The organism is Sulfurimonas sp. HSL3-2 (genome assembly GCF_039645965.1).
Lineage (GTDB): Bacteria > Campylobacterota > Campylobacteria > Campylobacterales > Sulfurimonadaceae > Hydrocurvibacter > Hydrocurvibacter mobilis.
Genome location: NZ_CP147917.1, coordinates 1,470,206 through 1,487,808, shown reverse-complemented (window position 1 = coordinate 1,487,808; position 17,603 = coordinate 1,470,206). Strand labels below are relative to the sequence as shown.

Annotated in this window: 21 protein-coding genes; 19 read left to right on the top strand and 2 right to left on the bottom strand. The window is 39.8% G+C overall.

What is annotated here, in order from left to right:
- The first annotated feature begins 71 nt into the window (after positions 1 to 71).
- The 11 genes from WCX87_RS07390 to WCX87_RS07340 all read left to right on the top strand — a co-directional run bounded on the left by WCX87_RS07390 (position 72) and on the right by WCX87_RS07340 (position 7,744).
- Positions 72 to 497 (top strand): hypothetical protein, encoded by a 426-nt coding sequence (locus tag WCX87_RS07390; protein WP_345978898.1) that lies wholly within the window; start codon positions 72 to 74, stop codon positions 495 to 497.
- Positions 498 to 581: 84 nt separating this feature from the next.
- Positions 582 to 1,079 carry a hypothetical protein gene (locus WCX87_RS07385; protein WP_345978896.1) on the top strand — a complete coding sequence of 166 codons (498 nt, stop codon included), beginning with the start codon at positions 582 to 584 and terminating at the stop codon, positions 1,077 to 1,079.
- Between the two features lie 151 nt (positions 1,080 to 1,230).
- The gene (locus WCX87_RS07380) at positions 1,231 to 2,127 is read left to right on the top strand and encodes a DNA adenine methylase (RefSeq protein WP_345978895.1); all 897 of its coding nucleotides are present in this window, start codon (positions 1,231 to 1,233) and stop codon (positions 2,125 to 2,127) included.
- Complete coding sequence (locus WCX87_RS07375) at positions 2,120 to 2,845, top strand: hypothetical protein (RefSeq protein ID WP_345978894.1); 726 nt, start codon at positions 2,120 to 2,122, stop codon at positions 2,843 to 2,845. Before WCX87_RS07380 ends, WCX87_RS07375 begins: the two co-directional genes overlap by 8 nt.
- Positions 2,846 to 3,008: 163 nt before the next feature.
- On the top strand, positions 3,009 to 3,251 hold the full coding sequence (locus WCX87_RS07370) for a hypothetical protein (RefSeq protein ID WP_345978892.1): 243 nt from the start codon (positions 3,009 to 3,011) through the stop codon (positions 3,249 to 3,251).
- Positions 3,252 to 3,472: 221 nt separating this feature from the next.
- Positions 3,473 to 4,216 (top strand): hypothetical protein, encoded by a 744-nt coding sequence (locus tag WCX87_RS07365; protein ID WP_345978890.1) that lies wholly within the window; start codon positions 3,473 to 3,475, stop codon positions 4,214 to 4,216.
- A gap of 333 nt (positions 4,217 to 4,549) precedes the next feature.
- Positions 4,550 to 5,305: a hypothetical protein gene (locus tag WCX87_RS07360; RefSeq protein WP_345978889.1), complete on the top strand. Its 756-nt coding sequence runs from the start codon at positions 4,550 to 4,552 to the stop codon at positions 5,303 to 5,305.
- A 118-nt stretch (positions 5,306 to 5,423) separates the two neighbouring features.
- Entirely contained in the window at positions 5,424 to 5,666 is a 243-nt protein-coding gene (locus WCX87_RS07355) for a hypothetical protein (RefSeq protein ID WP_345978887.1), read from the top strand.
- A gap of 55 nt (positions 5,667 to 5,721) precedes the next feature.
- Complete coding sequence (locus WCX87_RS07350; protein ID WP_345978886.1) at positions 5,722 to 6,441, top strand: isoprenylcysteine carboxylmethyltransferase family protein; 720 nt, start codon at positions 5,722 to 5,724, stop codon at positions 6,439 to 6,441.
- Between the two features lie 61 nt (positions 6,442 to 6,502).
- Entirely contained in the window at positions 6,503 to 7,327 is an 825-nt protein-coding gene (locus tag WCX87_RS07345) for an HDOD domain-containing protein (RefSeq protein ID WP_345978884.1), read from the top strand.
- Positions 7,328 to 7,405: 78 nt separating this feature from the next.
- The gene (locus tag WCX87_RS07340; RefSeq protein ID WP_345978882.1) at positions 7,406 to 7,744 is read left to right on the top strand and encodes a cupin domain-containing protein; all 339 of its coding nucleotides are present in this window, start codon (positions 7,406 to 7,408) and stop codon (positions 7,742 to 7,744) included.
- A gap of 7 nt (positions 7,745 to 7,751) precedes the next feature.
- Here the strand turns inward: WCX87_RS07340 and WCX87_RS07335 are convergent, their stop codons facing one another.
- Complete coding sequence (locus tag WCX87_RS07335) at positions 7,752 to 8,426, bottom strand: hypothetical protein (protein WP_345978881.1); 675 nt, start codon at positions 8,424 to 8,426, stop codon at positions 7,752 to 7,754.
- 210 nt (positions 8,427 to 8,636) lie between these two features.
- Here WCX87_RS07335 and WCX87_RS07330 point away from each other — a divergent pair, with 210 nt between their 5' ends.
- From WCX87_RS07330 to gatA, 3 genes are all read left to right on the top strand, one after another.
- Complete coding sequence (locus tag WCX87_RS07330; protein WP_345978879.1) at positions 8,637 to 8,975, top strand: hypothetical protein; 339 nt, start codon at positions 8,637 to 8,639, stop codon at positions 8,973 to 8,975.
- A gap of 124 nt (positions 8,976 to 9,099) precedes the next feature.
- A complete protein-coding gene (locus tag WCX87_RS07325) occupies positions 9,100 to 9,762 on the top strand; it encodes a hypothetical protein (protein WP_345978878.1) in 663 nt (220 codons plus the stop codon).
- Between the two features lie 70 nt (positions 9,763 to 9,832).
- Positions 9,833 to 11,179: an Asp-tRNA(Asn)/Glu-tRNA(Gln) amidotransferase subunit GatA gene (gene gatA, locus WCX87_RS07320; protein ID WP_345978876.1), complete on the top strand. Its 1,347-nt coding sequence runs from the start codon at positions 9,833 to 9,835 to the stop codon at positions 11,177 to 11,179.
- A 114-nt stretch (positions 11,180 to 11,293) separates the two neighbouring features.
- Here gatA and WCX87_RS07315 read toward each other — a convergent pair whose 3' ends face one another.
- Complete coding sequence (locus WCX87_RS07315) at positions 11,294 to 11,896, bottom strand: LysE family translocator (protein WP_345978875.1); 603 nt, start codon at positions 11,894 to 11,896, stop codon at positions 11,294 to 11,296.
- 113 nt (positions 11,897 to 12,009) lie between these two features.
- Between WCX87_RS07315 and WCX87_RS07310 the strand changes: the two genes are divergently transcribed.
- From WCX87_RS07310 to WCX87_RS07290, 5 genes are all read left to right on the top strand, one after another.
- Positions 12,010 to 12,264: a hypothetical protein gene (locus tag WCX87_RS07310; RefSeq protein WP_345978873.1), complete on the top strand. Its 255-nt coding sequence runs from the start codon at positions 12,010 to 12,012 to the stop codon at positions 12,262 to 12,264.
- Positions 12,265 to 12,288: 24 nt separating this feature from the next.
- Positions 12,289 to 13,320: an RNA 2',3'-cyclic phosphodiesterase gene (gene thpR / locus WCX87_RS07305; protein WP_345978871.1), complete on the top strand. Its 1,032-nt coding sequence runs from the start codon at positions 12,289 to 12,291 to the stop codon at positions 13,318 to 13,320.
- Between the two features lie 69 nt (positions 13,321 to 13,389).
- Positions 13,390 to 13,848: an ABZJ_00895 family protein gene (locus WCX87_RS07300; protein ID WP_345978869.1), complete on the top strand. Its 459-nt coding sequence runs from the start codon at positions 13,390 to 13,392 to the stop codon at positions 13,846 to 13,848.
- A 91-nt stretch (positions 13,849 to 13,939) separates the two neighbouring features.
- Positions 13,940 to 16,597, top strand: coding sequence for a PAS domain S-box protein (locus WCX87_RS07295; RefSeq protein WP_345978867.1), 2,658 nt, complete (start codon positions 13,940 to 13,942; stop codon positions 16,595 to 16,597).
- 113 nt (positions 16,598 to 16,710) lie between these two features.
- The gene (locus WCX87_RS07290; protein WP_345978865.1) at positions 16,711 to 17,523 is read left to right on the top strand and encodes a ferritin-like domain-containing protein; all 813 of its coding nucleotides are present in this window, start codon (positions 16,711 to 16,713) and stop codon (positions 17,521 to 17,523) included.
- The last annotated feature ends 80 nt before the right edge of the window (positions 17,524 to 17,603 follow it).

Below are 17,603 nucleotides of genomic sequence, written 5' to 3'. Positions count from 1 at the left end.
TTCAAGTTGTTTGATATATAATGTTCGTTAAATAAATAGTTAGGCGTTAATAAAAAACTAAAGGGATACTTATGAGTTTCGGAGAAAAAGTAAAAGAAGCACTAATAGCTAGAGCGGCAGAAGGTTTAGCGCTGTCTGTTAGTGTAATTCTTATCTGGGTCTCATTTAAAGTAGGCCCTGCTATTTTACCTGCCTTAGAAGCCAGTTTATCAAAATCATTACTCATTTCTGTGTTGTTAGCATCATTAGCTCTCAATATTATATTTTTGGCTTTGTTTTGGGTTACTCGAAAGAAAAGCGAATTTCAACTTAAGTATGGCATTTATTGGGATAAAGATAAAAACCCACATTGCCCAAACTGCAAAATACCTATAGGTGCTTATAATAAATATCATGCAGGTTGGGGTTATTACTGCAAACCATGTAAAAATATTTATCCATTAACTGATGCAGCTGGAAATAATATTAAACCAGAACAAGCAGTTAGTGAACTATAAGCGCCTAACCAAGGTGCTCGTGTGGGACGCTTCTTACGTCGCACCCCACAGCTTAAACGTTAGACATAAGAAGTATGGAGAAATATGGAATTTAACTTTATGTCCCTAGTTAGTGGGGTTCTGATTTTTGTGGTAGGAATTGTAGTTAAACTAATTTTGGATTTAAATCTTGCCCCAATTTTAGTTAAGTGGCTGAGTTACATTAATCCAGTCAGCAGGGCAATTTTTAGAAACTTACCTCCTTCTCTTTCTGGTAGTTGGGATGTTTATTGGGAAACAGATAGTCAAGATTTTATTAATCCGATAGGTAGAAAACAAACAGCAAATATCTATCAATTTAGCAATTATATCTTTTGTGAGTACAAAGCGAATAGTCGTACTTATTGCTTTTTCGCCAAAAGCAAAAATTCATATTTAACAGGTAACTACTGGGACAAAAAAGATCCGCTTGGCTACCATGGCGCATTTCAACTAAAAATAGTTAATTCGGCAAATATGCTTGGGCGTTGGGCAGGTCATTCAAATAAAAATAATAAAATTAACACGGATACTTATATTTGGAAAAAAACTGCCAATGTTTAACAAATTAGTAGAGAGCAGTCAAAAAACCGCATGCGGCTTTTTGACTGCTCATTTTAAACGTTAAAAGTCATAATAATATGACAATTTGTAATATTAACCATGTCCTATACGAATAATTGATATAATACAAACTAATTAGAAGGAGAACCTTATGAAATTACCACATCCGATACAGTATCAAGGAAGTAAAAGAAATTTGGCTTCACAAATCCTTCAGTATTTTCCATCAGATATTGAAACATTGATTGAGCCATTTGCAGGTTCAGCAGCAATTAGTGTAGCCGCTGCACATTATAGATATGCAAAAAAATTTATTATTAATGACCTAAATAAACCTCTATTAGATTTATTAGAACTGATTGTAGAACATCCAGATAAAATTTCAAGTAACTATGAAAAAATTTGGAATGAACAACATCTAAATAGTGTTGAACATTACTTCGAAATAAGAGAAAAATTTAATAAATCCAAAGACAGTTCATTATTTTTATATCTCATGGCAAGATGTGCAAAAGGAGCAGTAAGATATAACAAAAATGGGGAATTTAATCAAAGTCCTGATAAAAGACGAAAAGGAGCTATGCCTGATAGAATGAATAAAAATATTAAAGGTGTTTCATCTTTACTAAAAGGTAAGGTACAGTTTAAATCTGAAGATTATAAATTATTAATTAATGATGTGACTGAAAAAGATTTAGTATATATGGATCCACCGTATCAAGGCGTTTGTTCGAATAGAGATTCAAGATATTATTCAGGTATAGATCATAATGAGTTCATAAACTTTCTAGAAGAGCTAAATAATAAAAACATTTCTTTTATAATCAGTTATGATGGAAGACTAGGAGATAAAAAATACGGAGAACCCATGCCTAAGCATTTAAATTTAAAACACTTAGAAGTTAATGCTGGTCGCTCTTCTCAAGCAACGCTACTTGGAAAACAAGATATAACTTATGAATCATTATATTTATCACCTGCTTTACAAGAAAGAATCACTTATTCAAACCAAAACACTTTAATTACAGCAGAGAAAAAGTATGCCTGATTATCCTAAAGAATTTTTAGATTTATTAAAATCAATAACGGCTAAACGTGCAAAAACAGTAATCGACCATATATTAAAGCATGGATTTATAACAACTGAAGATTTAAAGATTAAGTATGGATATGACCATCCACCTAGAGCAGTAAGAGATGTAAGAGAACAGGGTATTCCAATAGAAACTTATAAAGTTGATGATAGAAATGGTAAAAAAATTGCAGCTTATAAATTTGGAAATTTTGAAGAAGCTCGTTTTTCAAAATTATCTGGTAGAACAGCTCTATCAAAAAAAATAAAAGAAGAACTAATTGCAAAATATGGATGTAAATGTTTTATTTACTTAGAAACTACAGAAGAGAAAAATCTACAAATTGATCATAGAATACCTTTTGAAGTCTTTGGCGATGGAAATGGAAAATTTGAATCTGAAGAATTTATGCTTTTATCTGCCTCTGCAAATCGTGCCAAATCATGGTCATGTGAGAACTGTGAAAATTGGAAAAATGAAAAAAATGAAAAAGTATGTTTATCATGCTATTGGGCTTATCCTGAAGACTATGAGCATATTGCAATGAAACAAGTAAGACGAGTTGATTTAATTTGGGAAGAAGATGAAATTGCAAAATATGAACTTTTAAAAAGCAATGCTAAACAATCACATAAGAGTATACCTGAGTTTGTTAAAGATTTAATTCAAAAACATGTTGAAAATGACTCTTAACAAATCCTAGCACCGAACAGGAAAACTGTCGGTGAATTCAAACGTTATATCTTAAAATCAGCCTGAAAGGGAAAGAAATGATTGAAAAAATCAAAACTATTAGCAATCCATTAAAAATACACCCCTGAGGTTGAATCTCCACTTTTAAGGAAATAGGACTAAAATGACAAAATTACTCTATTTTAATACGGTAGTAGGGACTTTTTACATTGTAAAAGATATCCATGGCAGTTACCATCCTTACTATGATGAACATGACTTGGGACGTTACGATACTCTGGTAGATGCCATAGAGGGAGTTGCTAATGACAGCTCATTTACGGTAATGCATCCCGAGATGGGTGACCCGCTTGACCCAAGTGACCTGGGTGTTCCCGATGATATCAGCGGATGGACTCCCGTTTAGCAAAACCAGTCGAAATGAGTTTTATTCTCTCCTTAACTTCTCCATTTTTCTCATTAAAATAAACATTTTATGTGTTCATATATTTAGCTTTATTCAAGTTGTTTAATATATAATGGTTTTTGAATAAATAGTTAGTAGCCAATCAAAAATTAGTGAGTAGCTTTTTTATTGCTCATTTTATACGTTAGGTTGCGTACACACAATTAATTAAAGGAGCTACGATGAAAATCATGAAAAAAAGTATGTTAACATTGAGCATAATACTGTTAACAGGTTGTGCTTCAATGCAAACAAAGGCCGTGATACCAGAAGGCATTAATGAATCTTCCTATCAAGGTTATCGAACAATTGATCCGCTCCCTGTGTCAAAAGTTAAAAAATACGACTCTTCAACTAATACTGAAAAAGAAGTGTATTGGGCATCAATCTCTGATAAAAAAGAAAAAAGAAGTTTGTTGCCAATTCAATCATCTCAAGTATCTGTCAAAAAACTCGACAGATCTGGTAATGTAAGCTATTTGACAGCCAGTATATCAGGAGAAACAGGTGAATATAGTGTTGTAATGGACTATATGAAATATAGAGTCGAAGAAGTACTTGATAGTACGGGAAAATTTCTTGGGAATGGGCGAATAGGTGTTGGCTTACGTATAAAAGCAGAGGTGAAAACCAACAAAGCAAACCTTAATCTTGGAAGTATTCTTTCCCTTGGAATAGAAGCTAATCAAGGTAACTTATCTGGTGGAATCTCAGTTGATATTATTGGTATTGATTCTGAAGGTGTAACTAATCTGATTCCTATGACTTCAGAAATAGATCAAACAGCCATACAATCTGCTCTACAAGCATTGGCTTCGGTTAAGGCAAAGCTATGGGAAAAAGATGTAACTATTACACCTCATCTTGTGGCAATTACTGATGCAACTCCTTCTAATGAGGAAGAAATCAGGAAGTTAGCGAAATAACCCAACAAATCAGTCGAGTCAATCAAAAACCCGCGAGCGGCTTTTTGATTGCTCATTTTAAAGGTTAGCAGTCTAAGCAAGGAAACAATCATATATCTATTCATCACACTCTTGATACTTTCGTCCTCCTTATATCTAGCCCTTTCGCTAAGATTGGCTTCTTTTCGCAATTCACAGAAGTCGGCTATTGGTGTAGCTCTTGTAAAACAAGGCAAAAAAGCAAAATACACCCCAGGGGTTGAAAATCCACTTTTATCTTTGTATGTAAGCGGTTGATAGCAGTTACCACCCTTACTACGACGATTTTAAATATAACAATATAAGGTATTGTAAATGTACAATAGGGATTTAGGCGTAAGATTATTTTTTACATTTTTAATTGTATGTTTAATTTTCGGATTTGTTTTTCCACTAGAATTCTTTAGAGATTTTTTCAGGATACTATTTATCATATATATGCCAATCACAAGAATAGGGGTCATTGTCACACTCCTTATAATATATATTATTTATGTTTTAAAAAGGAAAAATACAACTAAGGATTTGAATGATTCTAATAAGTTACATCATATTGTCTTTGCTATAACTATTGCTCTTTTTATGAATGGAATGCTTCAATTATTATCCGAAGCAGGGTTGGTAAATATAGTTGATCTTCCGTTTCTAATAAATAAGTATAAATTTGTGATGTTGTCTTTGACAATTACATTGATTGTAATCATTCCATATATCATTTTTATTTTTTCTTCTAAAAGTACATATTCACTATCAGAACTTATGGTAAATACACTGCTAGGAGTAGTTGGTTTGTCTTTAACAGTAGCAGTCAGTTTAAAAGAAATTAATATGTACTTTGATAAATCTAAACCTAAAATAGTTGAAGGATTTGTTGAAAGCAAAAGAGTAGGTAGTGCATATAATAAGTCAGGACGTGGTCATTTATATTATGTAACTTATTCAGGGTGCGAAGAAAGGGAAGTACCCACTTCAACATATGGAAAAATGGAAGTTTCAGATAAAGTAAATGAATATATAAAAGATGGTTATTTAGGTATAAAATGGGTATCAAAAATAAAAAAAATACACTAGAAACTACATCCAAGTGTTAAAGATCCACTTTTTATAAAGTGAACAAATTAGAAATTATTTGATATATAATATTCGTTAGATAAATAGTGAAGCGGTAATTTACACCAAAAGGGATGTGATGACAAAAATACTCTATTTCAATACAGTTGTAGGGACTTTTTATATTGTTAAACATGTCGATGGCAGTTACCATCCTTACTATGATGAACATGACTTGGGACGTTACGATACTCTAGTAGATGCCATAGAGGGAGTTGCCAACGACAGCTCATTTACGGTCATGCATCCCGAGATGGGTGACCCTCTTGACCCGAGCGACCTTGGTGTTCCCGATGATATCAGCGGATGGACTCCCGTTTAGTAATATGCAAGCTGTTTGATATATAATATTCGTAAATAGTATCGGGAGGAAGGCTATGGCATCACAGACAAACGATCAACAGAGTGTTCAGACAATGACTCCTTTTCAGTGGATTCGTATGATTTTGGTCTATCTTTTCATCCCTCTTTTGCTCTTGGTGTGCGGAGGGGATCTTTGGTGGTGGCAGGCGTGGATATATACTTTCTTGATACTAGTATCCGGCATCGGTGGGCGCATATTGACGGAATGGCGGCATCCGGGTCTGCTGGCAGAACGGGTCAACTTTGAAAAACTGCAGAATGCGAAGCCGTGGGATAAGGTGCTGGCTCCACTGATGGCAGTGAGTTTCTCATTCCCCCTTGTTATCGTCGCGGGACTCGACCACCGCTATGAGTGGACACCTCTGTTTTCGACATGGTTTAACATTCTCGGTCTTGTTCTCATCGCACTTGGGTACGCATTTGCCACCTGGGCTTTCATAGAGAACCGCTTTTTCTCCACTACGGTGTATATCCAAAAGGATAGGGGACATACGGTCTGTGACAGCGGCCCTTATCGCTTCGTGCGCCATCCCGGCTATGCCGGAAATCTGCTGGCACTTCCGGGCATGGTGTTGGCCTTTAGCTCGGTATGGATACTCATCCCTGCCATGGCGGCGCTCATCATTACAGTGATCAGAACCGCTTTAGAAGACCGGACTCTTCAGGAAGAACTGTCGGGGTATAAAGATTATGCAAAGCAGGTACGCTATCGTTTGATACCGTTTATTTACTAAACATCCGCCATCAAATTTTGATACAATTACTGCAATATAAAAGGGTGCCAAGGAGCGTAGATTGGAGTTTGAGACCATAGTCAACCTTATAGAGTCACTGCCTCCTCTTCCCGAATCGGTTTTGGAAATTGAAAAGTTGTATGCTGAGGGTGAACCGGACATGCGTGTGCTTTCAAAGATCATCGAGAAAGACCCCGTACTTACGGCGGATATTTTGGCACGCGTCAACGCACCTTACTATGGTATGAGGAGAAACATCGTATCGGTAACGCAGGCCGTTATCCTTTTTGGTTCCGCGCAGATACGCGGGTTTGTACTAAAGTCACTGATCGACCAGAGTTTCAGTTTCGACATGTCCCCCTACGGTCTTAATAATGCCGAGTTTCAAGAGGTCAGTTCACTGCAGAGTGCTTTGATGTTTCAGTGGTATATGAGCATCGATGTAGAGATGTCCAGAGACCTCATTCCCATCGCTTTTTTAATGGAGATGGGTAAGATCATTATCGCAAAAGAGGTGGCCGAGAGCGAATATGTAGCACAGTTCTCGGAGATGATCGCACAAGAGGGGATTACGCAGACTGAACGCTTTTTTACCGACTTTACTTCTGCCGAGATAGCGGCAATGCTCTTTGAACACTGGAATTTCAATGATATCTTTGTAAATACCGTACGTTATCTTGACAATATGGATGCTGATGAGGCTAAAGAGTACCTTCACTACATCAAAGCGCTTGATGTGGTTCGGACATGCATAAACGTCAGAGAGATCATGAGTGAATCGAGTTTTGAAGCAGCGAAAACAAAGGTAGAGCAGTATGGATTGCCTTTGAACACCTTTGTACATACTGTTGAACGTCTGCAGCGCAAACGTAGTGAGCTCGAGTAACTATCTGTAAAAACTTGATCAGTATCAATCTTTAATACTCAATAATCCTCTATACTGCCAATCAAAAAAAGGCTTTATATGGATACTATGAGATTCTTGAAAGATACCCGTTTCGGCGAAAAAGTGCAGATCGATAAGATGTTCGAGACCCCTTTTTCCAAAGAGATCCGCATCTGCATGGCAGAGGGCAACACGATGCGCGAACACACGGCTCCCGGTGCGATAACCATCATGGTTTTAGCGGGCAGAGTCCGCATCGATTCTTTAGAGGAGAGTGCAGAACTTTTAAGCGGCGATATGATCTATTTCGATGCCAACGTTCCCCATTCACTCGAAGCATATGAGCAGAGCGTCATACGTCTCACACTCTCGAAAAACGACTCTGCAAAGAGAGTCTTTTCCCTTGCAGGGGTATGAAGTGTCTTCACTCCTCTTCTAAGCTAGTGTTATCTCTTTCATTCTCGCGAGATCGCTGTATGTGGCGCTCTCTTCGCGACAGTCTGCTTTTACTTGTAAGAGGCGATGAGAGAAATGCAAAAAGATACATGGCTATGACACTGTAAAACATAAGTATGTAAGATGCTGCTTTTGTCAAAAAGGTGATGCTGCGCTCATACTCCAACAGCCCTAATGCCGAGAGCATATAGTTGAAATCATGATAGCCGTCTACTCCTAAAAATGATTTGTCTGCACTCATGTAGAGCCCTTCATGTGCGGTACTGATGTACCAAGCAGTGTACTGCATAGACATACCTAGAAAAAAAAGCCCGATATAATAACCGAGCATCTGTCCCCGTCTTTTATAATAGTAACCGATGAGAAAGGGAAACAGCCACTGAAATAGTGTGCCGTTAAGTACCATGATAAACTCAGGACACGGAAGCACATAACATACGCCGTGACCTCCTTCATGTACTATCCCGAGTGTCTGGTAGATTATAAAATTGTAAAGAGCAAAGATCATATGCCCTGCGCCATGTATGACCTCACCGTTGTGTTCGTAAGGCTTGAAGTGGATGAACATGGCAAAAAATACGATAAACAAAACAGCCGTCGTCTTTTTTACCAGCGGACTGTTCTGCGATATCTGTTCTTCCATACTTCATCCCTTTTTTGTATTTGTATTATTATATTATTATTAAGTCTGGATTGGTTGTAAAGTTTAAAATTTTTTTGTTTAATATATATATGTTATAGTATTTGTAGGATAAATAGTTCTGCACTAGATATGTAGTTTAGGATGACACATGCTAAACAAAAAAGCTCTTTTAAGAGTAAATGAATCACTTAAATAAAGGAGGATTCACACATGTCAAATCTACTCAGAAGGTTCAAAGTTTTTATCGTAGTTCTCTTGATTGCCACATTCAGCTTTCCGGCGATGGCTTGTGAAGGTCAGGAGAAAGAAGAATCATTGAACATTATTTATGAAGCATTATTTGCTGGTTATGAAGCTGGGATCACTTTGGATTTTCAGAAGCTAATGGACAAGACAAGAGAATTAGAAAATCGACAAGGAAAGTTGTCTAATTCCTGTAAGAATTTTATTCAAACAATAACTAGTCAACTTGGCCCTGTTTATACTCCTACATCAACACACTGTACTGGATCAGTGTGCTGCGATGGATCGAGTTGTTTTTCAAACTAATGAAATTTCAACATCTATCGGTAATGTGGATATATAACAAGACACAGGAAATCAATGAGGTTTGATTTCCTGTTTCAAAACACTATAAAAGAAAAAAATAAATACATTTCGCTATACTTTTTTCATGGAAAAAGTAATCTATTTTGCCCTTTTTATGGGTCTTATGTTTTATATCTACAAAAGAGTCAGCCGCACTAGTCGGCTGGAATACCTGCAGGGGTACCGTTTTCATCCCTCTTTACGAAAAAAGCTTCAAAGCCGTTATCCTCATCTGAGCGAGGAGCAAGTGACGACGGTATTTGACACGCTAAAAGACTACTTCCATATCTGCAATATGGCAAAGCAAAAGATGGTGGCTATGCCTTCTCAGGTGGTGGATGTCGCGTGGCATGAGTTCATCCTCTCCACCCGTCAGTATAAAGAGTTTTGTACAAAAGCACTAGGAAAGTTCCTGCACCATACGCCCACTGAGGTGATGAAAAGCCCTACATCGGCAGGCGAGGGGATCAAGCGCGCATGGCAGCTTGCGTGTAAACATGAAAGCATCAGTCCCTCTACACCTGAGAGACTTCCCATGCTCTTTGGCATAGACGCTTTGCTGAACATCCCCGACGGCTACACATACGTGCTCGACTGTAAAAACCCTGCATCGCCGATGTATGGAAACGGATACTGCGCGAGTGACATAGGATGTTCAAGCGGATGTTCTGGGGATATCGGCGGAGATAACATCTCAGACGGATTTGGAGATAGCAGCTGCGGCGGAAGTTGCGGCGGTGGCGATTAAGGCGCTATCAGATTAATAAAATCATTTTTCGATATAATACAAAAAATAATTTTTACATGTAGGAAAACCGGTGATTACATTAAAAGAAGCATTATCTCTTAGTAAAGACGAACTAAACAAATTTAAAGACGAACTCAAAGCCAAAATCGAAGCTGATCCAGAGTTAAACGCGTACATAGATGTAAACAATGTAGGCGAGGGCGTGCCTATCGCCATCAAAGACAACATCCAGGTAAAAGAGTGGTCTGTGACTTCAGGTTCGAACATCCTTCAAGGCTACATCGCTCCGTACAACGCGACTGTCATCGAAAAGATGCTCTCCGCTGGTCTTAGCCCGTTTGGACGTACAAATATGGACGAGTTCGCTATGGGTTCTACGACTGAGAGCAGTTTTTACGGTAAGACTTTAAACCCTAAAAACCGTGACTGCGTACCGGGCGGAAGTTCAGGCGGAAGCGCAGCAGCTGTAGCTGCAGGTCTTGCTATTGCAGCTCTTGGAAGCGACACGGGCGGGTCTATCCGTCAGCCTGCTGCATTTTGTGGGATAGTAGGGATGAAACCTACTTACGGTAGGGTCAGCCGTTACGGTCTTGGCGCGTACGCTTCTAGTCTTGATCAGATCGGACCGATGACGCAAAACGTCGAAGATGCGGCGATCCTTTACGATATCATCTGCGGTTACGATGAAAAAGATTCTACAAGTGCGAATATCGCATGCGAAAAAGTCAGCGACAAACTGAACCCTGAGAGAAAACTTCGTATCGCGGTACTTCCTGAGTATGTAAAAGACGCAAGCGACGATGTTCAAAAAGCGTATGCCGACACCATAGAAGCACTAAAAGCTGCGGGTCATACCATCGTAGAAAAAGAGATGATGAACCCGAAATACGACATCTCTGCTTACTACATCACAGCTACTGCAGAAGCGACTACAAACCTTGCACGTTACGACGGTATCCGTTACGGTAACCGTAAAGTGGGCAAGAACCTTGAAGACACTTTCATCCAGACACGCAGCGAAGGTTTTGGAGATGAGGTAAAACGCCGTATCATGCTTGGAAACTTCGTACTTTCTTCCGGGTACTACGATGCTTACTACGTAAAAGCGCAAAAAGTACGTCACCTTATCAAAGACAACTATGCGAAGATATTTGAAGATGTTGATCTTATCCTTTCACCGGTAGCTCCAAGCACTGCAAACAAGTTCGGAGAACTTGAAAGCCCGATAGAGATGTACCTAAGCGACATCTACACTATCTCTGTAAACCTTGCAGGTCTTCCGGCGATCTCTGTACCTGTTGCAAATGCGGCAAACGGAATGCCAGTAGGCTTACAGCTTATAGCAAACGCATACGACGAGCAAACGCTTTTCGACGGTGCTATGAGTTTAGAAAAACAAGTAAAATATAACGCGTAAAACTTCTTTTTTTCCTCTTTTATCTCCAAGCTTTGCTTGGGGATTTATACTCTTTATTTTCTTTAATAGTAATTTTTATTTAGTGTTTTTTTGATATGGTTTTTTTAGCGCGGATTAAAAGATCACATGTACAAACAGCGATAGAGCAAACCCGCAAAGAATGAGTGCAGAGAAGATGCTGAGGTATGTTGCGGCTCTTTGAGATATCTTGTGCTTTGTCTTGTGAACCAGATAGGGCATTAAAGTCGTCCAAAGAGTGATGGCACTGATCATGCCGAGTATGGTAAAACCCGTGTTCAGGTTCTTAGTCGCGGCATATCCTGCGATGCTAAACCAAAAAACGATGGTGTAGGGGTTTAGAAGCGTTAACAACACTCCCTGAATATAGATCTTAGAGAGGTTTTTGATGGGAATAGGCTGAGTGTGCAGTTTTATTTTTTTAGCCCTGTTTTTATAGATGTCATATGCAAGATAGAGTAAGAAAGAGCTTCCCAGAACCCCTATGATATTCAAGATATCAGGGCTGTTAAAAAGTTTTAGAAATCCTGCTAAGATCAAAGACAGATAAAGTATGTCGGCATTCATAGCTCCAAAACCGAGAGCGACTCCCGCCTTGTAGCTTTTTAATGCGTTATTCATGATGAGGATGTTGATGGGACCTAAAGGGATGGCAGCACCAAGCCCTAGTAAAAACCCTTCGCTAAAAGATACTATCATTTGAGTTCTACCCATACTTCAAAAATTTGATTTGCATAATTGTAGCACTTTGAGAATGCATCTTGCTTTCTTACATGTAAACATAGTTTCAATTATTGTAAAAAGGTAAAAATATGGCTGTATATACAAGTAACGGCAAACAACTGCTTGATGTCGAGTATGACGCGATCGTCGAGATAAATGACATGGTCGACGGCATGAGAGTGATCTCAAAAGATGTGAAGGGTGATGAGTACGCCGTCTTTATGCTTGAGCCTAACGGCAACGTCTGCTGCTATGTCTTTGATGAGATCTTTATCATCGGACGGGTCAGCGGATTTGCAAATATCGTCGAAGCTGCGGAAGCTTGGAAGAATAATGAGATCTAACTTTTTTTAGAGGAGAGACGGACTATGAAGTTCAGGGTAAAGCAGGGAGATCTCGTCCAAGAGAAAGCGACGTTCATCGTCAATGCTTCAAATACCGAGCTGAGTCTTGGTAGCGGAGTCTCCAGAGCGTTTTATGAACATTGCGGCGGGTCGGAGTATCAGCAGGAACTTTATGCATTAAAACACAAAGCTGGAACTCTAAAGCAGGGGGATGTCGTCCTCTCAAGTCCGGGCACTGCGACTAACTTTTTGTATGCCTTACATGTAGCGGTCATGAACTACTCCGACAGTTCAATAAGCCCGATGCCCTCTTATGAACATATACAGACTGCTTTAAACAAGATGATAGAGATACTCAAGGAGAGAGTCGAAACCGAGCAGATAAAAGATCCGAAGCTTGTCATCCCGCTACTTGGATGCGGTGTCGGCGGACTCGAAAAAGAGAAAGTGTTTTTGATGATACAGGAGAGCTTTTTAAAAGCAGATCTCGAGATGGATGTGGTAGTTTTTGTCCACTCACAAGAGGATTATCGGCACTTTAAAGAACTGACTCATAAGAAACCTCTGTTCTTAGCAATGAAAGCCAAACTTTACGACTACGATAGACTGCAAGAGGATTTTTCCGGACTCATCAACGGGCGTTGGATCCCGAGTGAGAACCTGCATGTAACCGTAGCTTTTTTTGGAGACAAGTTCACAGAAGAGGAGTTGATCGAAAGGCTCTCTTTGCTTCTTGCACCCATAGCGCCTTTTAAACTCAGCGGTTTGGACTACTTCGGGTCAAACAAGATCCTTTACGCCAAAGGGGAGAGCCTAGAACTAGCTTCTCTTGTCTCCTCCCTAAATGACGCTTTCTCACTCGGCGAGGCAAAACAGTTCATCCCTCATGTGACATTGATGCGGGGAAAATCACTCAAAGACATAGCAGCTTTTGACAAGATGCTTCAAGCTTATAAAGAAAAAGAAGTAGGAACAGTAGAGACGGTTTTTGAATTGATGCAAAGCACACGACGCCACGACGGTGCAAGTTATGAATGTATAAAGAGGTTTGAGTAAAACAGGCATATTTGATTATGTGTTATAATGTTCTCTTTTGCTTTAAAAAAGTTTTGAAAGGAGAACATTATGACTAAAGATGTTAAAGTTTTTCCCTACGTGATCCGTTATACATTCACGTATGCTGCTGCTCTTGTACTTCTTGCCGTATTTACGACACTTACAGAGATAGACAGTGCAGGCATAGGCTCATCTATCGCAGCGATCATGGTGAGTGTACTTGCTGCCGTATCCAAGTTTGTAAGAGACTATGAACGGGTTCCAAGTCAAAGAGAGAGAAAGCATCTCACATGGCTCTCATTAGGTACGAGTGTCTTGGTCTCGGCAGTACTGATCGTACTGTTTCTGGGTGTCATCGGACAGTTAAACCAACTTCTTGTAATATTTGCACTTTTCGCAAAACTGCATAGCGGAGTGGTATTTGGTATCATATTTTTTACGCTGGCAATAAACTGGATCGCACTCTGGTTCTCTTACGGCGGGCTGGCAAAAGTTCAGTACAACTCTCTTGTGCGAAAAAACGGATAGATGTAGTCAACAAATATCAGTCTTGTTTGTGTTACAATAGTCGTTAAAAAGATCAATTCTTTTGATTGTTTGAGTTATGCGGAGTTAAAAGATGAATGAAACGGTATGTGAGAGAGTAGGGCATGCATATGAAGAGTGGATGTCTGCGATCGATTCATTTGAAGATGCGATCTTTATGCATGATAAAGATTTCCGTATATTACGCTGTAACAAAGCATATCAAAAATATGCGGGAATCCCGTTTAGAGAGATCATCGGCCGCAAATATTTTGAGGTGTTTCCTAAGACAGATGCTCCGCTTCACAGTTGTGCCGAAGCGATAGAGACTCTTACTCCAAAAGGGCATGAAGAGGAGCTGCTGATAGACGGCAGATTTCTTCGTTCACGCTCATACTGCATCACAGACGAACATGGCGAACACCTTTACTCTATGCATACACTTGAAGACATCACCGAGTTTAAAAAGATGGAGATGTCGCTGCTTGAGAGTGAAGAGAAGTTTCGAAGTATTACCGCTTCTGCTCAAGATGCCATCATCATAATGGATGATGAGGGGAAGATATCTTACTGGAACCCTGCATCTGAAAAGATCTTCGGTTACTCACAAAAAGAGGTACTTGGACAGGTACTGCATGATCTTCTTACTCCAAAGCGTTTTTTAGAAGCCCACCATATCGGTTTTAAGCATTTTAAAAAGACGGGGGAAGGCCCTGCTATCGGTAAGACTGTCGAACTTTCTGCTTTAAAAAAAGACGGGACGGAGTTTCCTATCGAGTTATCACTTTCTGCCGTAAAAAGAGAGGGCAGATGGAATGCCATAGGTTTTATCCGAGATATAACACAGCGTAAGAAGGCTGAACAAAAGTTTCGCGATACAAAGATGTTCTCTGAGACTTTGATCCAAAGTCTGCCGGGTATCTTTTTTCTTGTCGATCAAAATGCCGGCATGATACAATGGAACAGAAGACTTGAAGAACTGACAGGACTCTCATCAGAAGAGATATTGGGAGTCAATGCTATGACTTTCATGCATGAAGATGATAAAGCCTATGCGATGCAGAATCTTCAAAAAGCTTTTGAAACAGGCTATGCATCTGCAGAAGTCCGCATGCTCCTTACAAGCGGTGTTCGTTACTATAGCATTACAGGGTATAGACTCGAAACACAATATGGAGTTAATGTCATAGGTATCGGCATGGATATTACAGAGCGCCGAGAGTCACAGGAGTTACTGAGAAAAAGTGAGGAGAAGTTCCGTTCACTTGTCGAATCGACAAATGACTGGATATGGGAGATCGACAAGAATGGTAAATACACATACGTCAGTCCTCAGGTCGAAAAACTGCTTGGATATAAGCCTGAAGAGATAGTAGGCAAAACACCTTTTGATCTCATGCCCCCAAGTGAAGTCAAAAAGTTTGTCGATATGTTTCAGGAATATGTAGAAAAACGTGCACCGCTGATCTCAGTAGAAAATACCAATGTTCATAAAGATGGACATGATGTCGTTCTTGAGACAAGCGGGACACCCTTCTTTGAAGAAAACGGAGAGTTCGCAGGTTACCGCGGGATAGACAGGGATATAACCGAAAGAAAGCAGTCAGAGTCTTCTTTAAAACGTTTAAATCGCGCTCTTAGAACATTATCGGCAGGAAACCTTGCACTTGTCAGAGCCTCCAGTGAGGATGAGCTGATACATGAGGTCACACGAGTCATAGTTGAAAAGGGTGAATACAGTCTGGCAGTCGTGGATTATGCAGATAATGATGAAACAAAAAGGATCATACCAAAAGCATGGGCAGGATTGCAAAAACGTCATTTTTGGATTCGGAACTTAAGCTGGGCTGATGTTCAAGAGGGACAGCTGCCGGTCGCAAGAGCCATACGTACAGGCAAGACACATATCAGTCATGATATCGCTGTAGACCCGGCTTTTAAAGCTTGGAAAGAGGGTGCTTTGGCTCTTGGTTATGTCTCTAACATTGCTCTCCCTTTATCTGACGGGGAGAAGACATTCGGTGCATTGTGCATCTACTCTTCGGAGATCAAGTCTTATGATGATGAAGAGGTGAAACTTTTAGAGGAGCTTGCAAGTGATCTGGCATACGGTATTGTCAATCTGCGTGCACGCGCTGCTCATGAAGAACAGGCATTACTGCTGCAAGAGAGTCTGGAAGAGTCCATTCAGGCTATCGCAGCTACACTTGAATCGCGAGATCCGTACACTGCCGGTCATCAAAGGCGTGTCAGTGAACTGGCAACCGCAATTGCAAGGGAGATGAACCTCTCTGCAAAACAGATAAAAGGGGTGGAGTTCGCAGGGGTGATCCATGATCTAGGAAAGATCCATGTTCCGGCAGAGATCCTCTCCAAGCCGGGCAGGCTCAACGAGTTGGAGTATAAACTGATCCAGATGCATCCGCAGACGGGATATGACATCTTAAAAAACATCAAGTTTCCGTGGCCGATCGCAGATATCATCCTGCAGCATCATGAAAAGATCGACGGAACAGGCTATCCGCAGGGACTTATCGGTGACGCGATTTTGCTCGAGGCGAGGATCATTACCGTTGCAGATGTCGTAGAAGCGATCTCTTCACACCGTCCGTACCGTCCTGCGATGGGATTGAGTGTCGCCTTTGAAGAGATAGAACGGGGAAGGGGCAGTGCGTATGATCCCGATGTCGTCGATGCCTGTATGAACGTGTTTAATAAAAAAGGGTTTACATTCAATATGGAAGGGATGTAAAGATCTTGATCCTTATTCCGGTTTTTTGTATTAACCATTATGTAGTAGAATATTTTTAAAGATAATTTTTCGGCCTTAAGATGAAGTGACTTTGATAAAAAGAGGTAACAACAATGGCAAGATGGGATTATAAAAAAGATATCGATTACAATGCAATAGATATGCAGAAGGTGAGAGGCGACAGCTTTCTTTTTCAACTCCTTACGATAGCATCGTTTATCGAGATAACCTCCGATACATATGCAAAAAATCTCTCAGAGTACTATGATGACAACCCTAAAGCCGTACAATGGCTACAGGAGGACTGGGAAAAAGAGGAGATTCAGCACGGAGAGGCATTAAAAAGATATGTCTTACATGTATGGCCGGAGTTTCCCTGGCAAAAAGCGTATGAGAGGTTTTTAGAACTCTATCTGCCGCTTTGCAATACCGGTTCCTTTCAGCCGACACGCGGTCTGGAGATGCTCGCACGCATGATAGTAGAGACAGGGACATCCACTATGTACAGGGCGTTTGAAGACTATGCCAAAAGCCTTGACGAACCTGTTCTAGCAGGTCTTACACACTACATATATAAAGATGAAGTAAATCATTACAGCTACTTTGACCGCTACTTTAAATACTACAACCAAAGCGAGAATCTGGGACGAAAAGAGATACTTCAAGTCATAGTCCAACGGTTAAAAGAGGCTAGCAGTGAAGATATCGAGATGGGGTTTCAAAGCATTTACGAGATACAAAACGATGCTGTTTTTGACAGATCATCTTATGAACTCTTTAAAAAAGAGCTCAATAAACTTGCAAAAAAACATTATCCCTATTCTATGGCGATCAAGATGACGATGCAGCCGTTAAATCTGAACAAAACTCTTGAAACGACTATGGTACCGGTTATTCGAGGGGCGATGAAGGTGCTTGGAATTTAAAGCTTAAGGGTGAAAAAAACACTTTACCTTTTTTTAACCACAAAAAAGTTATAATCGCATAATTTTAAATATAAACACTA